Below are 18,758 nucleotides of genomic sequence, written 5' to 3' on the forward strand. Positions count from 1 at the left end.
TGTGGACAGGAGCCTTTCATGACCAGGTACGTCTCCCGGTTCGTCGATGGCGACAAGGACAAGAAGGACCTGCTGGGCGGCAAGGGAGCCAACCTGGCAGAGATGACCAAGCTGGACCTGCCCGTGCCACCGGGTTTCACGATCACCACCGAGGCGTGCCGGGCGTACATGCGCGACGGGCACGTCCCGCCCGAGCTGCGGGTCGAGGTGACCCTGGCGGTGCGCGAGATCGAGGACACGATCGGCCGGCGCCTGGGTGACTTCCACGAGCCGCTGCTGGTGTCCGTGCGCTCCGGGGCGAAGTTCTCGATGCCGGGGATGATGGAGACGGTCCTGAACATCGGGCTCAACGACGCGTCCGTGAAGGGGCTCACCGAGTTCTCCGGGGACGAGCGGTTCGCCTGGGACTCCTACCGCCGGCTCATCCAGATGTTCGGCAAGACGGTGCTGGGGATCGACGGGGAGCTGTTCGCGGCGGCCCTGGACGAGCGCAAGACCGCCGTCGGCGCCGCCACCGACGTGGACCTGTCCGCGCAGGACCTGCACGTGCTCGTGCACGAGTTCAAGGAGATCGTCGTCGAGCAGACGGGCCGGGAGTTCCCGCAGCACCCGCGCGAGCAGCTCGACATGGCCATCGAGGCCGTCCTCGACTCGTGGAACACGGACCGCGCCCGGCTCTACCGACGCCGCGAGCGCATCCCGAACGACCTGGGGACCGCCGTCAACGTGGTGAGCATGGTGTTCGGCAACCTGGGCGAGACGTCCGGCACCGGGGTGTGCTTCACGCGCGACCCGTCCACGGGGGAGACCGGGGTCTACGGCGACTACCTGCCGAACGCGCAGGGCGAGGACGTGGTGGCGGGGATCCGCAACACGCTGCCGCTCTCCGAGCTCGAGCTGCTCGACCCCGTCTCCTACGACGCGCTGCGGCACGCGATGCGACGCCTCGAGACCCACTACCGCGACCTGTGCGACATCGAGTTCACCATCGAGCGCGGCAAGCTCTGGCTGCTGCAGACCCGGGTGGGCAAGCGCACGGCGGCGGCCGCGTTCCGGATCGCGACGGAGCTGGTGGACGAGAGCCTCATCACGATGGACGAGGCGATCACGCGCTGCCCGGGCGACCGGCTCAACCAGCTGCTGTTCCCGCAGTTCGACGCGAGTGCGAAGCGCCAGCTGCTCACCCGGGCGATGGCTGCGTCTCCGGGGGCCGCGGTCGGTGAGATCGTCCTCGACAACGCCCAGGCGCTCGAGCGCACGGAGGCCGGGGCGCACGTGATCCTCGTCCGGCGCGAGACCAACCCGGACGACCTGCAGGGGATGATCGTTGCCGACGGCATCCTGACCGCGCGCGGTGGAAAGACGTCGCACGCCGCCGTCGTGGCCCGGGGCATGGGCACCTGCGCGGTGGTCGGCGCCGAGGAGGTCGAGGTCGACGCCGCCCGCGGCGAGGTGCGTGTGCGCGACCAGGTGCTCCACGCGGGAGACATCATCGCCATCGACGGGTCCACGGGGGAGGTGTTCCGCGGCTCGGTGCCGGTGGTCGACTCGCCCGTCATGGTCTACGTGGCCGAGGGGCTGGACGCCGGTCTGGCCGCGGCCGGCGACGACGAGGCCCGCGCGCTGGTCTCGGCGGTCGACCGCGTGCTGCGGCACGCCGACTTCGTCCGCCGGATGCAGGTACGCACCAACGCGGACACCGCCGAGGACGCGCACCGTGCCCGAGCGCGGGGGGCGGAGGGCGTGGGGCTCTGCCGGACCGAGCACCAGTTCCTGGGGGAGCGGCGCCAGCACATCGAGCGTCTCGTCCTGGCCGACAACGACGAGGACCGCAAGGTCGCCCTCGACGCGCTCCTCCCGCTCCAGCGCGAGGACTTCGCCGGCCTGCTGGAGGCCATGGACGGGCTCCCGACGACCATCCGGCTCATCGACCCCCCGCTGCACGAGTTCCTTCCGGACCTCACGGAGCTGGCGGTCAAGGTCGCGGTGGCCGAGGAGCCGGACCCGACGGACGTCGCGCTCCTGGCGGCGGTCGAGCGGATGCACGAGCAGAACCCGATGCTGGGGCTGCGCGGCGTGCGGCTCGGCCTGACGCTGCCGGGCCTGTTCGCCCTGCAGGTGCGCGCGATCGCCGAGGCGACCGTGCAGCTGCGGCAGGCGGGCCTCGACCCGCGGCCGGAGATCATGGTCCCGCTGGTGGGATCGGTGCGGGAGCTGCAGCTGGTGCGCGAGGAGGCCGAGCGCGTCCTGGCGGAGGTCAGTGCGTCGTCCGGTGTTCCGCTCGACGTGCCGATCGGCTGCATGATCGAGCTGCCCCGCGCGGCCCTGACCGCGCACCGGATCGCCGAGGAGGCCGACTTCTTCTCGTTCGGCACCAACGACCTCACGCAGACCACGTGGGGCTTCTCGCGCGACGACGTGGAGCGCGCGTTCTTCGCCGACTACCTGCAGAACGGCGTGCTGACGATCTCCCCGTTCGAGACGCTCGACGCCGACGGTGTGGGGTCGCTGGTGCGGTCCGGCGTCGAGGGCGGTCGGGCGACGAAGCCGGGCCTGCACATCGGCGTCTGCGGCGAGCACGGGGGAGACCCGGAGTCGATCCACTTCTTCCACGAGGTGGGGCTGGACTACGTGTCCTGCTCGCCGTTCCGGGTACCGATCGCCCGGCTCGAGGCCGGCAGGGCGGCCGTGGCACGGGGAGGCGCCGCCTGAGCAGTGCGTCGGAACAGCGCCCGGGCGTGCTCCACGAGCGCGTCCGGGCGTTCGTCCGCGATGAAGTGACCGGCGCGGTCGACGAGCTCCTGCGAGAGGTCGTCCGCGTGCTCCTCGTACCCGCCCAGCAGCTCCAGCGGCAGGCCCGCCGGGTCGTCGGCCCCGTACAGCACGACGGTGGGCGTGGTCAGCCGCGCGTCCCGGTAGGCACCGCGGGCGATCCGGCCGATCTCTCCGAGGATGGCGTTCCGGTAGAGCGCTGAGCCCGCGCGGGCCCGGGCAGGGTCTCGCAGGGGTGCGGCGAACAGCTCGACGTCGCTCTCGGGCAACGCGTCCGGCCCGGTCCGGAAGTCGCGCAGCAGGTACCGCACCAGCCGTTGCCGTCCGGACCGCAGCGCCCACGGTCCGAGACCGGGCGTCGCGATGACCCACTGGAACCACAGCCGCCACACCACGGTGAGCATCCGCGGGTGCATCCGGACGAACGGGTGCCCGCTGCCGAACGTGAGGAAGGCGCCGACGCGGTCGGGGTGCTTGAGGCAGAGGCCGTACCCGAGGATCGCGCCGTAGTCGTGCGCGACGAGGTCGACCTTCTCCAGCCCGAGCGCGTCCAGGAGCCCGACGACGTCCGCCAGGAGCTGCTCGCGGACGTAGCCGCCGGGGGGAGCGTCGGTCCAGCCGGCGCCGCGCAGGTCGGGGCAGATCACGCGGTGGTCCCGGGCGAGCTCCGGGAGGACCGTGCGCCACTCCCACCAGTGCTGCGGGAAGCCGTGCAGCAGCAGCACCGGTGGGCCGCTGCCTGCGTCGGCGACGTGCATGCGCAGGCCGGGAAGGTCCACGAACCGGTGGGTGACCCCGTCGAGAGCCGGGAGGGCGTCCATCCGTCGACGGTACTACGGACGTAGTGCGCCGTCTACTACATCTATAGTGCGAGCATGACGTCACCGCGGAGCCGTGCGCTCGACGCCGCCATCGACCTGCTCGGCACCGAGGGCCTGCGGGCTCTCACCCACGTCCGCGTCGACGACCGGGCGGGGATCCCCCGGGGGTCGACGTCGAACTACTTCCGCACCCGCGCAGCCCTGCTCGGCGGCGTGGTGGAGCGGATCTCCGAGCGCGAGACCCCGCAGGTCGGGGAGTCTCTTGCGCCGGCCTCGGCGGAGGCGCTGATCGAGGCGCTCAGCGCGCTGGTCGCGTACACGACCACGGTCCAGCGCACCCTGACCACAGCCCGCCTCGTCCTGTTCATGGAGGCGAGCCACGACCCGACGCTGCGTGAGTCCCTGTCGGCGCGCAGGCACGCGCTCGAGGCCGACGCAGTGGCGGCGCTCGCTCGCCTGGGGTCGTCGGACCCCGTGACGGGCGCGGCCGCCGTGATGGCGTGCGCCGAGGGCCTGATCCTGCACCGCATCGCGCGGGGCGACGAGACGGACCCGCGTCCCGCGCTCGCGCTCGTGATGCGGGCCGCGCTGGCATGACGCGGGCGCCGGGGTGGTGCCGGCGCCCGCGTCAGTGCTACGGCGTGACGGTCAGCGGCGTGCCGCCGGACGTCAGCTGCCAGTCGGGGTTGGTGGCCGAGAAGACGCTCGGGTCCACCACCTCGTTGGCTATCACCCAGTCGATGAGCAGCTGCCGGATCTCCACCTGCCGGTTGTAGACGACGGGCGCCGTCGTCACGCCCGGGAAGTTGCCCCCGCCGGACTGCCGGTAGTTGTTGATCGCGACGACGAACTCCTGCGTGTCGGTCACGGGCACGCCGCCGTAGGCCAGCCCGGTGATGCGGCTGCCGACGGGCTGCGCCAGGTCGATGTCGTAGGTGAGCGGCTGGTCGAGCCCGCCCATGACGTCGTAGTTGTAGTCCGGGGTGCCGTTCGGAGCCGTCGGCGTCACCGCGTTGGTGAGGCTGGCGGCCGGGTACGTGCCGGGAGCGGGCGCGGCCTTGAAGTACTCCGCGGACTTCTCCAGGTACGCCTTGACCTGCGCGCCCGTGAGCTTGATGCCCAGGAGCGTGTTGTCGTAGATGTACAGGCCGGCGATGTCCCGCACGGACACGTCGCCCTGGGGGATCGCCGCGTCCTTGTTGAAGGGCGCCGCGATCGAGAGCACCGGCAGGGCGGCGTCCGCCCCCGTGAGCTCCGCCTTGACCGCCCCGGCCTGGACGTAGTTGATGAAGTCCAGCGCCGCGGTGTCCTCGTACCGTGCGGTCGCCGCGGACATGGCCTCGGTCGAGGTGCCGATCACGCCGTTGACGTAGTCGACGACCGTCTGGTGGTTCGCCTGGAGCAGGCTGACGATCGCAGGGTCCTCGGGGACGGTGTTCGAGTTGAGCACGGAGGCGTCCACCGACTGCACGCTCCAGCGGCCACGGCTGAACGAGAGGTCGATGTCGAAGACCGACAGGCGCTCACCCCACTTGAGCGGCTCCGAGAGGACGACGGGCTTGCCGGTCGCGGTGTTGGTGACGACGCGCTCGGCGATCTCCTGGTGGGCGTGACCGACGAGGATCGCGTCGATGCCGGGCACCTGCTCGGCCACGAGCGTCGCCGCGTTCTCCGGGAACGGCAGGGCGTCGCCGTAGGAGGACGACGTGTCCGCCCCGGAGTGCGCCGCGACGACGACGACGTCGGCACCCTTGCGCTTCATCTCCGGCACGTACTTGGTCGCCTGCTCGACGAGCCCGCCGAAGCTCATCTGGCCCTCGACGTTCGCCTTGTCCCAGATCGCGATGCCCGGGTTGGTCAGGCCGAGGATGCCGACCTTGATCGGCTTGCCGTGCGGCGGCCGGACGGTCTTGATGACGTAGGGCGTGAAGGCGGCCCTGCCGTTCTTGTCGAAGGTGGCGTTCGCGGCGAGGAGCGGGAAGTCGACCTGCTTCTCGAACGTGCGCAGGTACGGGATGCCGTAGTTGAACTCGTGGTTGCCGAGCGCCGCGGCGTCGTAGCCGATCGCGTTCATGGCGGTGGCCATCGGGTGCTCGACGGTCCTCGAGATCGGCTGGATCTTGGCGTAGTAGTACGCCAGCGAGGTGCCCTGGATGGTGTCGCCCGCGTCGATGAGCAGGGTGTTGCGGTCTCCCCGGTCCGCGCGCACCTGGTTGACCAGGGCCGAGACCTTGGCCAGGCCCACGTCGTTGTGGGCGCTGTCGTCGTACTCCGCGTTCTTGAAGTAGTCCCAGTTCAGTGCGTTGCCGTGCAGGTCCGTGGTGCCCATGACGGTGAGCTGGTAGTCCGTCGAGCCGCTACCGCCGCCGCCGCCGTGCCCGTTGCCGGCCGCGGCCGGTGTGGCGAGGCCCACGGCGAGGACCGCGGCTGTCGCCACCGCACCCGCCCTCACGCTGGCCCGTTGCAGGATGGTGATTCCCATGCCGGAGTCCTCCCGTGCTGTCGGTTCTGCACCGGGTTGCGGTGCCTCGGGCACCGTAGCCCGTCCGGGTGACGGGGGACACGTCGGGCGCGCTGCGGGGGCGGCGACGTCGGGCCGCCCGCGGGGGTATCCCGGCGCTGGGGCGCGACCCTAACCTGAGACGAGGGTGGATCGTCCGACGGAGGCCGACTCATGACCGGGAACGACGACACGCGGTGGTACCGACCGGCCGAGCCTGCGGCGGGGGTGACCCACGCCGATCCCGGACCAGTCGGCGACGGGGTCCGGCCGAGCGAGGCGCTGCTCACCGCCGAGGCCGCCGCGCTCACGGACGAGGTCCTCGCCCGGCTCAACGAGCTCCTGCTGCCGTTCGCCGCCTCGCTCGCCGCGGAGACCGTCGTGGCGGGACGTCGGACCCTCCGGGTCTCCGGCATGCCGGCCGCCGAGGCGGGCGTGGCGCTGCAGGCGCACCTGCCGGCGTACGGCGACGACCCGGCGGGCATCGACAGCGCGCTCGCCCGCGCCCTGGCGTCGCTGCGGCCCGTCACCGAGCGTGACGACCGCACCGGGCTGCTCGAGGAAGCCACCGCGGTGCGGAGTCCCTTCGCGGCCGTGCGGAGTCCCTTCGCCGTCCGGAGCCCCTTCGCGGTGCGCAGCCCGTTCGCGGTCCGGAGCCCTTTCGCGCTGCGGAGCCTCGTCGACTCCCGCCGGCCGTTGGCGGTCCGGAGCCCGTTCGCGGTGCGCAGCCCGTTCGCCGGCGCCGTCCGCGAGGCCGTCGACGTGGGCCCGCTCGTGCCGCCGCCCGACACCGTCCGGCCGGCACGCCCGCCGGTGGTGGCGGTCGTGGACGGGGGGATCGCCGCGCATGCCTGGTTCACGGGGCCGGACGGTCCGCTCGTCACCGACGCGCTCGACCTCGGCTGGTCCCCGGCCGAGGAGCTGCCCGGGCCGCGGGTGGGCAACGTGGACCAGGACGGCGCTCTGGACGACGCGGCCGGGCACGGCACGTTCGTCGCCGGGCTCGTGCGGCAGTACGGCCCGTCGGCGCGGCTCCTCTCGCTGCAGGCGATGGACGCGGACGGGTTCTTCCCGCCGGGCCGGTCGGTGTCCGCGCTCACGTGGCTGCTCGACCGGGTGCGGCGGGCGACCGAGGAGCCGGCCGCGTTCGTCGACGTGGTGTGCCTGGCCTGGGGCTACCAGGACGACGATCCCGAAGACCAGCACCCCGTGCAGGTCCGTCGGTTGCTCGGCGAGCTGGGCGAGCTGGGCGTGCAGGTGGTCGCCGCGGCGGGGAACAGGTCCGACCGCGTGCCGGTCTTCCCCGCCGCACTCACCGCCCTGGCGACGCCGGAGTCGTTGCCCGCGGTGCCACTCGTCAGCGTGGGTGCCACCAACCCGGACGGCTCGCTCGCGGCGTTCAGCAGCTATGGGCCGTGGGTCCAGCACTACGAGCGGGGGTCCGCGGTCGTGAGTGCGATGCCGGCGTCGTTCGGACGGGTGCTCGGTGCGGAGCAGCTCTCCGGCGCGACCGGGCAGCCCTGGGCGTTCGACCCGGACGACATGGCCACCGGCACGGCGCGCTGGGGTGGCACCTCCTTCGCGGCGGCGATCGTCGCGGGCAGGTTCGCGCAGGCCGTCGCGCAGGACGCGGACAGCGCCTCGGTGCACCGGGACGCGGTGCTCGCCCGGGTGGCCCGCGCCCGGGAGACCGTGCTGGGGACGCGATGACACAGGACCTGCAACCACCGGCTGCCCCCGTCGACGCCCGCGCGAGCCGCCGGGAGAGGCTCGCCGCCTGTCTCGTCCGGGCGCGAGCGGGCGACTCCGCCGCCATCGAGGAGATGGTGCACGACCTGAACCCGCTCCTGTGGCACGTCGCCCGGTCGCAGGGGCTCGACGCGTCGACCGCCGCGGACGTGGTGCAGACGACGTGGCTGGAGCTCGTCCGCCGCCTCCACGAGATCCGTGTGCCCGAGGCGCTCGCCGGATGGCTGACGACGGTCGCGCGCAACGAGGCGATGAAGGTGCACCGACGGTCCCGCCAGCTGATCCCGACGGACACGGTCGAGCTCCCGGACGACCCCGGTCCCGACGTCGTCGACGACCTCGTGGCCCACGAGCGGGCGCGGAGCCTCTGGCGGTCCTTCGCTCAGCTCTCCGAGCGGTGCCAGCAGCTTCTGCGGGTCGTGGCCCAGGTGGACCGTCCGGACTACACCGCGATCTCGGAGGCCATGGGCATGCCGCACGGCAGCATCGGCCCCACGCGGGGGCGGTGCCTGACCAAGCTGCGCGAGCTCCTCCTGGCCGACCCGCTGTGGGAGGCGCTATGAACGAGTGGCCGGACGTCCTGGACGAGCGGATCCTCGCCGGTCTGCGCGCCGGGTTCGACGAGACAGACCCGCCGCCGCCCGTGCTCGACCAGCTCGTGGTCCTCGCGCTCGGTGCCTCGCAGCTGGACGCCGAGGTGGCCCGGTTGGTCGAGGACGCGACGGTGGCGCCGGGCGCCCGGGCGTCGAGCCGCGTCCGCACCCTCCGGTTCGAGGCCGAGGCGCTCACCGTCCTGCTGAGCGTGGCGGAGGGACCGAGCGGAGCGCGCCGGGTCGACGGCTGGCTGCTGCCCGGCCGGGCGGCCGAGGTCGAGCTGCAGCTGCCGGAAGGGGCCTTGGTGGTGGGTGCCGACGCCTCCGGTCGGTTCGTGCTCGAGGAGGTCCCGGCAGGCGCCGTGCGGCTGGTGGTGCGAACACCGGACGGGGTCGTGGTGACGTCCGCCGTCGAGCTGTGAGCCGCGCCGCCGACCTGTACGCGGCGGGCGTCGCCGCCAACGAGGACATGCGCCCGGCTGCGGGCGCTCGGCTGCTGCGGGCCGCGCTGCGCGCCCTCGGCGACCCCGCGCAGGACCGCGACGGCGAGCAGAACCTGCGCGGCCGGGTCAGCGTGAGCCTGGCGATGGCGGAGGCCGAGGCCGGGCATCTCGGGGCCGGCCTGGAGCTCCTGGCCGCGGCGACCGGCCTGCTGCCTCCGCAGGAGCGCGCGATCGCGCACGCGCAGCGGGCCATCCTGCTGCGCCGGGCCGGGCGCGACGACGAGTCCCTCGCCGAGTACGGCGTCGCACTGGCCAGCCTCGACGTACAGGCCCAGCCCGTGCTCGTCGCGAAGGTGCTGGTCAACCGCGCGGTGGTGCACATGGGCGCCGCGCGGCTCGGACCGGCGCGAGCGGATCTCGACCAGTGCCTGGCGCTGGCCCGGCGGGAGGGCGCGGAGGTGCTCGTCGCGAAGGCCGTGCACGACCTCGGCTTCCTCGACTATCTCTCTGGCGACCTGCCGTCCGCGCTGCACCACTACGTGGAGGCGGAGCGGCTGTACGAGGGACTCCTGCCCGGGATCCTGGCGATGCTCGGACTCGACCGCGGCCGGGTGCTGGTCGCCGCCGGCCTGGTCACCGAGGCCGAGCGCGAGCTCGCGACCGCGGTCGAGTCCCTGCGCGCGCAGGGATCGCTCCAGGACGCTGCGGAGGGTGAGCTCGCGCGCGCCGCGGCGGCACTGCTCGGCGGACGGCCGGGGGACGCCCGCCGCCTCGCGAGGGGTGCGCGCACGGTGTTCCTGCGTCGCGGGAACGTGCGGTGGGCCGCGCGGGCCGAGCTCATGGACCTGCGGGGCGCGGCAGCGGAGGAGCGTCGTCGGCACGGCACGGCCGACCGGGCCGAGCAGCTGCACCAGACCCTGGCGGCGCTCGGGATGCGCGAGGACGCGCGGGCTGCCGCGCTGGTGGCGGCTCGAGTGCACGCCGCGGCAGGGCGTCCGGACGAGTCGCGACGGCTGCTCGCTGCCACGAGCATCCGGGGAGCCGGTCTCGAGGCGCGGCTCCTCCAGCGTGCGGCGCGTGCTGACGCGGCAGCCGCCGAGGGACTGCCGCGCGTGGCCGCACGCGAGCGCCGCCGCGGTCTGGCCACCCTGCACCGCTGGCGCTCCCGGCTGGGTGCGCTGGACCTGCAGGGCGGGGCGGCGCTGCTCGGCAGGGAGCTGGCGGGAGCGGGGCTCGCGGATGCTCTCGCGACGGGGAGACCGGCCGAGGTCTTCGGCTGGGCGGAGCTGGCGCGCGCGCAGGCGATGCTCACCCGGCCGGCGGTCCTCGGCGACGAGGACGAGGGTGCGTGGCGCGACCTGCGTGCCCTCGGCGTCGCCCTGGCCCGCGCGGAGCTCGACGGTCGCCCCACGGCCGAGCTCCGGCAGCGCCGGGCGCGCCTCGGCGGCGAGCTCCGCCGCCGGACGTGGGCGGCCCCGGGCACGGGCGTGGCGCAGCGCGTCGCGTCCCTGTCGCGCGTGCAGGCGGCCCTGGACGGTGCGGCGTTGGTCGTCTACGTGGAGAGCGCAGGGGTGCTCAGGGCCCTGGTCGCCACCCGGTCCCGGGCGCGCCTCGTGACGCTCGGGCCGCTGGCCGAGGCGCAGGAGGCGACCGCGCGGCTGCGGGCGGACCTCGACGTCCTGGCCGGCGGGCTGCCCGCGGACCTGCGCTCCGGCGTGCGGGCGGCCGGTACGGGGGACGCCGCCGCGCTCAGCGGACGGGTCCTCGACCCGCTCCTCGCGCTGGTGGGGGACCGTGACCTCGTCGTCGTCCCGACGGGTGGGCTGCTCACCGTCCCGTGGTCGGCCCTGCCGGCGACGCACGGGCGACCCGTGACCGTCGCCGTCTCGGCGAGCAGCTGGCTCGACCGTTCCGCCGCACGGTCGCCCGATCGACCGAGCGTGCTGGTCTCCGGGCCCGGAACGTCCCGCGGCGAGGCCGAGGTGGTGGCGATCTCGGACCTGTTCAGTGCGGCGCGGCGACCGACGAGCCGGCTCGTCGGCGAGCGGGCGACGGTGGACGCGACCCGGGCCGCGCTCCCCGGCGCGGGGGTGGTGCACGCCGCCGCGCACGGCCGCCACGAGGCGGACAACCCGCTCTTCTCGAGCCTGGAGCTGGCCGACGGTCCGCTGATGGGCTACGACCTGCTCCGGCTGCCGCACCCGCCGGAGCTGGTCGTGCTCTCGTGCTGCGACCTGGGCCTGCACGACACACGTCCGGGCGACGAGTCGCTCGGCACCGCGAGCGCCCTGCTCGCCTCCGGCTCGCGCACGGTGATCGCCAGCGTGACGCGCGAGACCGACGACGCGGCGCTGCCCCTCATGGTCGACCTGCACGCCCGCCTGCTCGCGGGAGCTCGCCCGGCGGCCGCACTGGCCGCCGCGGGGGCCGCGGACGTGACCGGCTTCGTGTGCTTCGGATCAGGCTGAGGCGCTACCACCAGCCCTGCCGCTTGGCCCACCACAGCAGACTGCCCGACATCGCGATCATCACGGCGAGAGCGCCGACGAGCGGCACGACCGTCGTGTGCTGGTTGACGATGAGGTTCATCCCGAGCACCGAGGCCAGGGCCGTGATCGGCAGGGTGACCACGGCGATGACGGCGAGCCGCTCGGCGGCGATCGTCATCTTCGTCTCGGTGCGGGCGCGGTAGAACTCGATGACCCCCTGCAGGTAGTCCTTCTCCTCGACGGCGAGACCCGCGATCCGGTCGAACTGGTCGACGAGGTCCCCGACGAGGTGGCGACTCTCCTCCGGCACCGCGCGCTGCAGGCCGGCCACCCGTCGGTAGATCTCGGCGGTCTGCGCGGCGATCGTGCGGACGGCCAGCAGACCGTGGCGGGTGCGGAACATCTCGTCGAGGAACTTCTCCGGGTCGTCGTAGGCACCGGCCGTCACCCGCCGCTCGAGCTCCCACACGTCGGCGGTGAGCTCCTCGACGAACTTCTCCATCCGCCGGGTGAGCGTCGAGACGATCGCGTGCGAGATGTCGAACGACGTCCGGGGCCGCAGCCGTCCGGCACGGATCCGGTCCAGGACCTCGCGGGTGTCCCGCAGGGCGACGTCCAGCGGGACGGCCGGGTTGACCGGACCGTGCACCGTGACCAGGTAGCGCGGGCCGATCAGGCGGTCGAGCTCGACGTGGTGCACGTGCCCGCCCTCGCCGCGCTCGGGTGCGTGCAGCACGAAGAACAGCGAGTCGGGGTAGGCGTGCACCTTGGGCAGCCGGTTGCGGACCTCGCAGTCGTGCACGGCGAGGGGGTGCAGCCCGAACACCCGGGTCAGCACGTCCTCCGCCTCCGCGTCCCAGGTGGGGATGTCGACCCAGACCAGCCCGACGCGTCCCGCGAGCAGTGCCGGCAGCTCGTCGACCGAGCACTCGCGTACGCCGTCGTCGGTGAGGTGGTGCACGTCCACGGTCGGCCTCCCGTCCTCCCGCCATCATGCTGCGGTCCGACGGGTGTCGCGCCCTCAGCCCGCGACGGCCCGGAACAGCCGCTCGTAGTCGTCGACCATGCGCGCCGCGCTGAACCGGCTCTCGGCCTCGCGTCGGCACCGGTGCCGATCGATCGAGGGCAGGCGGCCCACCGCAGCGACCGCCTGGTCGGCGTCGACGACGAGGAAGCCGGTCACTCCGTCGCGGACCAGCTCCGGCAGCGACCCCCGCGGTGTCGCGACGACCGGTGTGCCGGCCGCGAGGGCCTCGACCACGGACAGACCGAACGGCTCCTCGAAGTCGATCAGGTGCAGGAGGGCGGCGGCACCGCCGAGCAGGCGGTCCCGCTCCGCAGGCCCGACGGATCCCACGAAGCGCACCCGGGACCCGTCGACGAACGGTTCGACGAAGGTCCGGAAGTAGGTCTCGTCGTGCACCACGCCGGCGATGACGAGCGGCATGCCGGACCGGCGGGCGACCTCGACCGCGACGTGGGTGCCCTTGTCGGGATGGATGCGACCGAGGAACAGCAGGTAGCCGCCGTCGCCGGGACCGGGCGTGAACTGTGCGAGGTCCACGCCGTGGTGGATCGTCGCGTCGTAGGTGAGGTCCGGGTGCCGGTTCGCGTCGCTGATGGAGACGTAGTGCGCGATGTCGTCGTAGGCGCGGTAGACCGGCAGGATCCGGTCCGACGAGAAGCCGTGGATGGTGGTCACCACCGGGGTGTCGACGAGTCGGCTGTAGCTGAGCGGCAGGAAGTCGAACTGGTTCGAGATGACGTCGAACTCGGCACCCCGCTCGAACACCGCGGCGATGTGCAGCGCCTCGCACACCTTGACGTCGATGGACGGGTCCTCCTCGTACCCGGCCGGCGCCTCGGCATGCAGCCGGGCACGGGTGAGCGAGTCGGCGGTGGCGAACAGGGTGACGTCGTGACCGCGGGCCACCAACCCCTCGGCGAGGGTCGAGGCCACCTGCTCCCACGGCCCGTAGGAGCGGGGTGGCGTGCGGTGCGCGATCGAGGCGAGCACGGCGATCTTGACGGGGTGCCTCCACGGCTGGGGAGGTCGGAGGTCACGGGGGCCGCCTGACCACGGCTGGTATCCTAGCGAGGCGGTGCCAGGCCCGGCTGTGAGCACGACCGGCCGGCCAGGACGCCCGGGGATGTCGATCAGGCCCCGCCCGAGGTCGGTAGCGCACTCCGCTGCATTGCACCATCAGTGCGAAGGGCCTCCATGGCCATCAGGTTCGGCGTCCTGTCCACCTTCCCTCCCACGCAGTGCGGCCTCGCCACCTTCTCGTCCGCGCTCGCCACCCACCTGGTCGGGGCCGGTGCCGACGTGTCGGTGGTGCGCGTGGTCGACTCCCTGCAGCCGCCGGTGCCGCTCGTCTCGCACCAGCTGGTGACCGGGAAGCCCGACGAGGCACGGGACGCGGCTGCGGCGCTCAACGCCTGCGACGTGGCCCTCGTCCAGCACGAGTACGGGATCTTCGGGGGACCGGACGGCGCGGACGTGCTCGACGTGCTCGCGCGTGTCCGCGTGCCGGTGATCACGGTGCTGCACACCGTGCTGGCCGACCCGACCGCGCACCAGCACGAGGTGCTGGCGCGGGTGGTCGCCGCGTCGTCCGTCACCGTGACGATGACCGAGGCGGGCCGCCAGCGGCTCATCGCCGGCTGGGGCGTCGACCCCGAGTCCGTGACGGTCATCGCCCACGGCGCCCGGGACAACCGTGTCCAGGACGAGTCCGTCACCGCGCCGCGGACGGCTCCCACGGTGCTGACGTGGGGGCTGCTCGGCGAGGGCAAGGGGATCGAGTGGGCGCTCGAGGCGCTGGCGGGCCTGTCCGACCTGCGACCGCGTCCCACCTACCGGATCGTCGGCCAGACCCACCCCAAGGTGCTCGAGCGCAGCGGTGAGGCCTACCGCCACCGCCTGGAGCGGCTGGTCGACCGGCTCGGCCTCGGCGCCGTGGTGCAGTTCGACGACCGCTACCTGGACGTCCCGACCCTGCAGCGGATCGTGGCGGCTGCCGACGTCGTGCTGCTGCCCTACGACTCGCCCGACCAGGTCACCTCCGGCGTCCTGACCGAGGCGGTCGTCGCCGGCAAGCCAGTGGTGTCGACGGCGTTCCCCCACGCGGTCGAGCTGCTGTCCGGCGGCGCGGGCATCCTCGTCCCTCGTCGGGACCCGGCCGCGATCGGGGCCGGGCTCCGCCGCGTGCTGACCGAGCCCGGGCTGGCCGGCTCGATGTCGGCCGCCTCCCGGGGTCTGGCGCCCGGTCTGTCGTGGACCGCGGTCGCAGGCCAGTACCTCGGGCTCGGTGCCGAGCTGCTGCACGCGCGCACCCGGTCGGCCGCCTGATGTACCCGGCACCGGTGTTCGATCACCTGGCCCACCTCAGCACGCCGATCGGCCTGTTCGAGCACGCCCTGCTCACGGAGCCGCGCCCGGAGCACGGCTACTGCCTCGACGACGTCGCCCGGGGTCTCGTGGTGACCTCCCGCCAGCTGCGTCCGTCGCCCCAGGTGGACCAGCTCGCGGCGACCTACCTGCGGTTCACCCTGTTCGCCCAGGACGGCCTGGGGCGGTTCCACAACCGCCGGGACCTGTCCGGGCGCTGGACCGACGCCGCGACCGTCGAGGACCACTGGGGGCGTGCCCTGTGGGCGCTGGGCACGGCGGCCGGCGCGACGCGCGACCCCCGCGTGCGGCGGGCCGCGCTCGACGCAGCCGTGGTCGGCATGCGCCAGCGTTCGCCCTGGTGGCACGCCATGGCCTACGCGGCGCTCGGCGCCGCCGAGGTGCTCGCGGTCGCGCCGGGGGAGCCAGCCGCCCGCGTGCTGCTGGCCGATGCGCGGACCATGCTCGCCCGACCCGCCACCGACCCGGCGTGGCCGTGGCCGGACGAGCGGCTCAGCTACGCCAACGCCGTGCTCCCCGAGGCCCTGATCGCCCTCGGCGCGGCGCTGGACGACGACGCCACCCTCCAGCGCGGGCTCGACCTCCTGCACTGGCTCGTCGCGCAGGAGACGCACGACGACCACCTGTCCCTCACGCCTGCGGGCGGCTGGCAGGACGGTGACGAGCGTCCCGGCTTCGACCAGCAGCCCATCGAGGTCGCTGCGTTGGCGGAGGCGTGCTGGCGGGCGTTCCGGGCGACGCGCCAGGAGGTCTGGCTGGCGTACCTGGGCCGCTGCGTGGGGTGGTTCCTGGGCGAGAACGACAGTGGCGCGACGCTCTACGACGCGCTGTCGGGCGGCGGGTTCGACGGGCTCCACGCGGACGGCGTGAACCAGAACCAGGGGGCGGAGTCGACCCTCGCCGCCCTGTCCACCCTCCAGCTCGGCCGGCTCTCCCTCGTGCAGGCGGTCGCATGACGCTCGTCGACGCGCGTCCCCTCCTGCAGCGGACGCCGCACGTGCTGCGCCCCGACCCCTCGCGCGTGGTGAGCACCCCCTTCCTCCCGGGCGAGGAGATCCACGGCGCCGGCCTGTCGCGTCGCGCGGTCGTCCTGGCGCGCCTCCTGGCGCTCCCCGACGACGAGGTGGACGCCGCGCTGATCGACGTCTTGACCTCGTTCAGCGCCCGTCACGACGACCTGGTCGAGCTCCTGGACGAGCGGTTCGCGCTGGTGGCCGGGCACGTCGAGGGCGCGGACGGCCTCTCGCTCGAGCGGCGCCGGCTCATCGGTGCCTGCATGAGCCAGGAGTACGCGATCGAGTCGGCCGCCCTGTTCAACCCGTCGATGGTGGCGCACCCCGACCAGAGCGGTCTGCCGGCGGGCTCGACGCGGTTCGTCATGAGCGTGCGCGGCGTGGGCGAGGGGCACGTCTCCTGCGTGGAGCTGCGCACCGGTGTGGTCGACGCCGCGGACGTGGTCACGTTCGACGCCCCCGGGCCCACGACGTCGGTGGCGGTCCGCCACGGCATCGAGCACGCCCGGGACGAGCTGCTGCGGCAGAACGAGGAGCTCGCCGGGGATCCTGCCGACGCCGCCGCCCGGCTCCGCGCCCTGCCGGCGTCGTTCACGGCGGCCGCGGTCGAGGGCAGCCCGCGCCTCGCGTGGCTCGCGTCCTGCTCGTACGACGCGACCTTCGAGACCGCGAGCTCGGTCGACTCCCGGGTGCTCCTGCCGGGCAGCCCGGCCGAGCGCAACGGCATCGAGGACCTCCGGCTGGTCGAGGTGGAGCACACCGAGGGCCAGCGCGGCTACCTGGGCACCTACACCGCGTTCGACGGCGAGTCGGTGGCGCCGCACCTGGTCGCCACCGACGACTTCACCACGTTCCGGATGCGCCGGCTGTCCGGGCCCGGCGCGAAGAACAAGGGCATGGCCCTCTTCCCGCGCCGCGTCGGAGGGCAGTACCTCGCCCTGTCGCGATGGGACCGCGAGAGCAACTCGCTGGCGGCGTCCACCGATCTGCTGCACTGGGAGGACCTGGGCACCCTCAGTGCGCCGGTGTGGGCCTGGGAGATCATCCAGGTCGGGAACTGCGGGTCACCGATCGAGACGCCCGAGGGCTGGCTCGTGCTCACGCACGGCGTCGGCCCGATGCGCCAGTACGGGATCGGCGCGATGCTCCTCGACCTCGACGACCCCCGACGCGTGCGGGGCAGCCTCCGGTCGCCGCTGCTGACGCCGACGGCGGACGAGCGCGACGGGTACGTGCCGAACGTCGTCTACACGTGCGGGGCGCTGCTGCACGGGGACACGCTCGTCCTGCCGTACGGCTGCAGCGACGCGGCCATCCGGGTCGCACTGGTGGACGTGCCGCAGCTGCTCACGCAGATCCTCGCGGGCTGAGGTCTACGCGCCTGACACCGTGGCGACCGCCTCGATGGAGACGAGCAGGCCGCGCGGCAGGATCACGTTGGCGGGCGCCGACCGCGCCGGCGGCGGGGTGGGCATGTGCCGCGCGTACACCGCGTTGAGGGCGCCGAAGTCGGCCACGTCGGCGTAGAAGATCGTGGTCTTGACCAGGTCGTCCATCGACGAGCCTGCAGCCTCGAGCGTCGCCGCGAGGTTGCGCAGGGCGAGGTCGGTCTGCGCCTCGATGCCGTCGGGGATCTCGCCGGTGACCGGGTCGATCCCGGCCGTGCCCGAGCAGAAGACGAACCCGCCCGCGACGATCGCCTGGCTGTAGGGACCGAGTGCTGCGGGCGCTGCGTCGGTGTGCACGCTCTGTCGGGTCATGGCGTCTCCTGGGCTGGTGGGAGGAACGCTCGCCATCGTCCTCCGCCCGTGCCCGACGCGGGAGGGGTGCTACCGGTCGGGGCCACCGCGCTCGGGCATCCCCGGGTGGGTCGAGTCGTCGGGCATCTCGAACGTCCAGTCGGGGCCGCGCTGCCACCCACCGTCGTCGACCGCCTCGCGGATGGCCACCGCGGCCACCACCGCCCAGAGGATCGAGAGGAGCACTGACGCGGCGATCAGGGCCGCTCCGACGCAGACGCTGATGATCCCCCACCTGCGGGCGTTGGCCGACTCCCGCTGGGCGACCTCGGTGTCGGCGGCGCCGAACGCGCGGGCGGCGCGGTGCGAGGCCAGGAGGGCGGGGATGCCCGTCGGCCAGAACAGGATCATGCCCGCGATCACCCACCCGACGGGTGCGGACGGCTCCGGGCGCTGGGGAGGGGCGGGCGGCCCGGGGACGTACTGCGCGGGAGGGGGCGGGGGAGCGGGGGCCGGGATCGGTCTGGTGGCCGGGCCGCCTGCGAGCGGGTCGGGGGTGGCGCTGGGACTCGGCTCGGTGGTCATGATTCCTCCCGTGCGACGCGACTGTGCACTCCACCGTAGGACCGTCGCCTGGGACGTGGCTGTGTCTATCCGGGCAGCAGCAGGGGTCGCAGCAGGACGAGCGCCTGGTCCACCGACTCCTTCGCCTGCGCGGCCCCCAGGGACGTCGCCACCACCCCGTAGACCATGCGCTGCGCGAGGAGGACGTCCGCCACGCTCAGCCGGGGACTGACCAGCCCCGCGGCCTGCGCACGCGGCAGTGTCGCGGCGACGAAGGCCGGCAGGCGTTCGCCGATGTCGGTCTCCGGCAGGTTGCGGCGGGCGTCCAGGAACATCTCCACGAAGGCGGACTCCTCGACGGTGAGCTCCACGAGCCGTGACCACAGGCGCACGAACGCGTCGTCGTCGGGGAGCGCGGCGATCGCCTCGAGCTCGGCCAGGTGCTCCTCGAACACCGCGAACGCCAGGTCGAGCCGGGTCGGGAAGTGCCGGTACAGCACGCCCTGGCCGACCCCGGCGCTCTGCGCGATGGCGCTCAACGGGGCGTGGTAGCCGCGGTCGGCGAACACCCGGCGGGCGGCGTCCAGGATGGCGCGCCGGTTCTCCGGCGCGGCGGCCGGACCTCGGTTGCTTGTGCGCGGCGGCGTGGGCATGATGGCATCC

16 protein-coding genes are annotated in these 18,758 nt (G+C 73.7%); 9 read left to right on the forward strand and 7 right to left on the reverse strand.

Annotated elements, in window-relative coordinates; translation table 11 throughout:
- Window positions 1–18: 18 nt before the first annotated feature.
- Window positions 19–2,712 carry a pyruvate, phosphate dikinase gene (gene ppdK, locus ASD18_RS11665; protein ID WP_056090893.1) on the forward strand — a complete coding sequence of 898 codons (2,694 nt, stop codon included), beginning with the start codon at window positions 19–21 and terminating at the stop codon, window positions 2,710–2,712.
- On the opposite strand, the gene ASD18_RS11670 is transcribed toward ppdK, so the two are convergent.
- Window positions 2,628–3,593, reverse strand: coding sequence for an alpha/beta fold hydrolase (locus ASD18_RS11670; RefSeq protein ID WP_082573806.1), 966 nt, complete (start codon window positions 3,591–3,593; stop codon window positions 2,628–2,630). The genes ppdK and ASD18_RS11670 overlap by 85 nt on opposite strands.
- A gap of 54 nt (window positions 3,594–3,647) precedes the next feature.
- Here ASD18_RS11670 and ASD18_RS11675 point away from each other — a divergent pair, with 54 nt between their 5' ends.
- Window positions 3,648–4,190 carry a TetR/AcrR family transcriptional regulator gene (locus tag ASD18_RS11675; RefSeq protein WP_056090895.1) on the forward strand — a complete coding sequence of 181 codons (543 nt, stop codon included), beginning with the start codon at window positions 3,648–3,650 and terminating at the stop codon, window positions 4,188–4,190.
- 37 nt (window positions 4,191–4,227) lie between these two features.
- On the opposite strand, the gene ASD18_RS11680 is transcribed toward ASD18_RS11675, so the two are convergent.
- Window positions 4,228–6,075 (reverse strand): bifunctional UDP-sugar hydrolase/5'-nucleotidase, encoded by a 1,848-nt coding sequence (locus tag ASD18_RS11680; RefSeq protein ID WP_056090897.1) that lies wholly within the window; start codon window positions 6,073–6,075, stop codon window positions 4,228–4,230.
- Between the two features lie 192 nt (window positions 6,076–6,267).
- Here ASD18_RS11680 and ASD18_RS11685 point away from each other — a divergent pair, with 192 nt between their 5' ends.
- The 4 genes from ASD18_RS11685 to ASD18_RS21765 are packed head-to-tail and all read left to right on the forward strand — an operon-like array spanning window position 6,268 to window position 11,346.
- The gene (locus ASD18_RS11685; protein ID WP_056090899.1) at window positions 6,268–7,803 is read left to right on the forward strand and encodes a S8 family serine peptidase; all 1,536 of its coding nucleotides are present in this window, start codon (window positions 6,268–6,270) and stop codon (window positions 7,801–7,803) included.
- On the forward strand, window positions 7,800–8,405 hold the full coding sequence (locus tag ASD18_RS11690; protein ID WP_056090901.1) for an RNA polymerase sigma factor: 606 nt from the start codon (window positions 7,800–7,802) through the stop codon (window positions 8,403–8,405). Before ASD18_RS11685 ends, ASD18_RS11690 begins: the two co-directional genes overlap by 4 nt.
- On the forward strand, window positions 8,402–8,857 hold the full coding sequence (locus ASD18_RS11695) for a hypothetical protein (protein WP_056090903.1): 456 nt from the start codon (window positions 8,402–8,404) through the stop codon (window positions 8,855–8,857). The genes ASD18_RS11690 and ASD18_RS11695 overlap by 4 nt, the downstream gene beginning before the upstream one ends.
- A complete protein-coding gene (locus ASD18_RS21765; protein WP_056090905.1) occupies window positions 8,854–11,346 on the forward strand; it encodes a CHAT domain-containing protein in 2,493 nt (830 codons plus the stop codon). The genes ASD18_RS11695 and ASD18_RS21765 overlap by 4 nt, the downstream gene beginning before the upstream one ends.
- 4 nt (window positions 11,347–11,350) lie before the next feature.
- Here the strand turns inward: ASD18_RS21765 and ASD18_RS11705 are convergent, their stop codons facing one another.
- Both ASD18_RS11705 and ASD18_RS11710 read right to left on the reverse strand, forming a co-directional pair.
- Entirely contained in the window at window positions 11,351–12,334 is a 984-nt protein-coding gene (locus ASD18_RS11705; RefSeq protein WP_056090907.1) for a magnesium transporter CorA family protein, read from the reverse strand.
- 54 nt (window positions 12,335–12,388) lie between these two features.
- Window positions 12,389–13,384 carry a glycosyltransferase family 4 protein gene (locus ASD18_RS11710; RefSeq protein ID WP_082573808.1) on the reverse strand — a complete coding sequence of 332 codons (996 nt, stop codon included), beginning with the start codon at window positions 13,382–13,384 and terminating at the stop codon, window positions 12,389–12,391.
- A gap of 204 nt (window positions 13,385–13,588) precedes the next feature.
- Here ASD18_RS11710 and ASD18_RS11715 point away from each other — a divergent pair, with 204 nt between their 5' ends.
- The 3 genes from ASD18_RS11715 to ASD18_RS11725 are packed head-to-tail and all read left to right on the forward strand — an operon-like array spanning window position 13,589 to window position 17,162.
- Complete coding sequence (locus tag ASD18_RS11715) at window positions 13,589–14,719, forward strand: glycosyltransferase (RefSeq protein WP_056090909.1); 1,131 nt, start codon at window positions 13,589–13,591, stop codon at window positions 14,717–14,719.
- A 14-nt stretch (window positions 14,720–14,733) separates the two neighbouring features.
- Window positions 14,734–15,735 carry a glycosyltransferase gene (locus ASD18_RS11720; RefSeq protein WP_235522333.1) on the forward strand — a complete coding sequence of 334 codons (1,002 nt, stop codon included), beginning with the start codon at window positions 14,734–14,736 and terminating at the stop codon, window positions 15,733–15,735.
- Complete coding sequence (locus ASD18_RS11725) at window positions 15,732–17,162, forward strand: glycoside hydrolase family 130 protein (RefSeq protein WP_056090914.1); 1,431 nt, start codon at window positions 15,732–15,734, stop codon at window positions 17,160–17,162. The genes ASD18_RS11720 and ASD18_RS11725 overlap by 4 nt, the downstream gene beginning before the upstream one ends.
- 3 nt (window positions 17,163–17,165) lie before the next feature.
- Here ASD18_RS11725 and ASD18_RS11730 read toward each other — a convergent pair whose 3' ends face one another.
- The 3 genes from ASD18_RS11730 to ASD18_RS11740 form a co-directional block, all read right to left on the reverse strand.
- Complete coding sequence (locus ASD18_RS11730) at window positions 17,166–17,552, reverse strand: Rid family detoxifying hydrolase (RefSeq protein WP_056090918.1); 387 nt, start codon at window positions 17,550–17,552, stop codon at window positions 17,166–17,168.
- A gap of 69 nt (window positions 17,553–17,621) precedes the next feature.
- Window positions 17,622–18,116 carry a CD225/dispanin family protein gene (locus tag ASD18_RS11735; protein ID WP_156387946.1) on the reverse strand — a complete coding sequence of 165 codons (495 nt, stop codon included), beginning with the start codon at window positions 18,114–18,116 and terminating at the stop codon, window positions 17,622–17,624.
- A gap of 65 nt (window positions 18,117–18,181) precedes the next feature.
- Entirely contained in the window at window positions 18,182–18,748 is a 567-nt protein-coding gene (locus ASD18_RS11740; RefSeq protein WP_056090923.1) for a TetR/AcrR family transcriptional regulator, read from the reverse strand.
- Window positions 18,749–18,758: the final 10 nt, after the last annotated feature.

Source organism: Cellulomonas sp. Root137 (assembly GCF_001426725.1).
Classification (GTDB): domain Bacteria; phylum Actinomycetota; class Actinomycetes; order Actinomycetales; family Cellulomonadaceae; genus Cellulomonas.

Excerpts from the sequence above, each read along its gene's own strand:
- ppdK (WP_056090893.1), top strand. The coding sequence starts at position 19 with ATGACCAGGTACGTCTCCCGGTTCGTCGATGGCGACAAGGACAAGAAG.
- ASD18_RS11670 (WP_082573806.1), bottom strand. The coding sequence starts at position 3,593 with ATGGACGCCCTCCCGGCTCTCGACGGGGTCACCCACCGGTTCGTGGAC.
- ASD18_RS11675 (WP_056090895.1), top strand. The coding sequence starts at position 3,648 with ATGACGTCACCGCGGAGCCGTGCGCTCGACGCCGCCATCGACCTGCTC.
- ASD18_RS11680 (WP_056090897.1), bottom strand. The coding sequence starts at position 6,075 with ATGGGAATCACCATCCTGCAACGGGCCAGCGTGAGGGCGGGTGCGGTG.
- ASD18_RS11685 (WP_056090899.1), top strand. The coding sequence starts at position 6,268 with ATGACCGGGAACGACGACACGCGGTGGTACCGACCGGCCGAGCCTGCG.
- ASD18_RS11690 (WP_056090901.1), top strand. The coding sequence starts at position 7,800 with ATGACACAGGACCTGCAACCACCGGCTGCCCCCGTCGACGCCCGCGCG.
- ASD18_RS11695 (WP_056090903.1), top strand. The coding sequence starts at position 8,402 with ATGAACGAGTGGCCGGACGTCCTGGACGAGCGGATCCTCGCCGGTCTG.
- ASD18_RS11715 (WP_056090909.1), top strand. The coding sequence starts at position 13,589 with ATGGCCATCAGGTTCGGCGTCCTGTCCACCTTCCCTCCCACGCAGTGC.
- ASD18_RS11725 (WP_056090914.1), top strand. The coding sequence starts at position 15,732 with ATGACGCTCGTCGACGCGCGTCCCCTCCTGCAGCGGACGCCGCACGTG.
- ASD18_RS11730 (WP_056090918.1), bottom strand. The coding sequence starts at position 17,552 with ATGACCCGACAGAGCGTGCACACCGACGCAGCGCCCGCAGCACTCGGT.
- ASD18_RS11735 (WP_156387946.1), bottom strand. The coding sequence starts at position 18,116 with ATGACCACCGAGCCGAGTCCCAGCGCCACCCCCGACCCGCTCGCAGGC.
- ASD18_RS11740 (WP_056090923.1), bottom strand. The coding sequence starts at position 18,748 with ATGCCCACGCCGCCGCGCACAAGCAACCGAGGTCCGGCCGCCGCGCCG.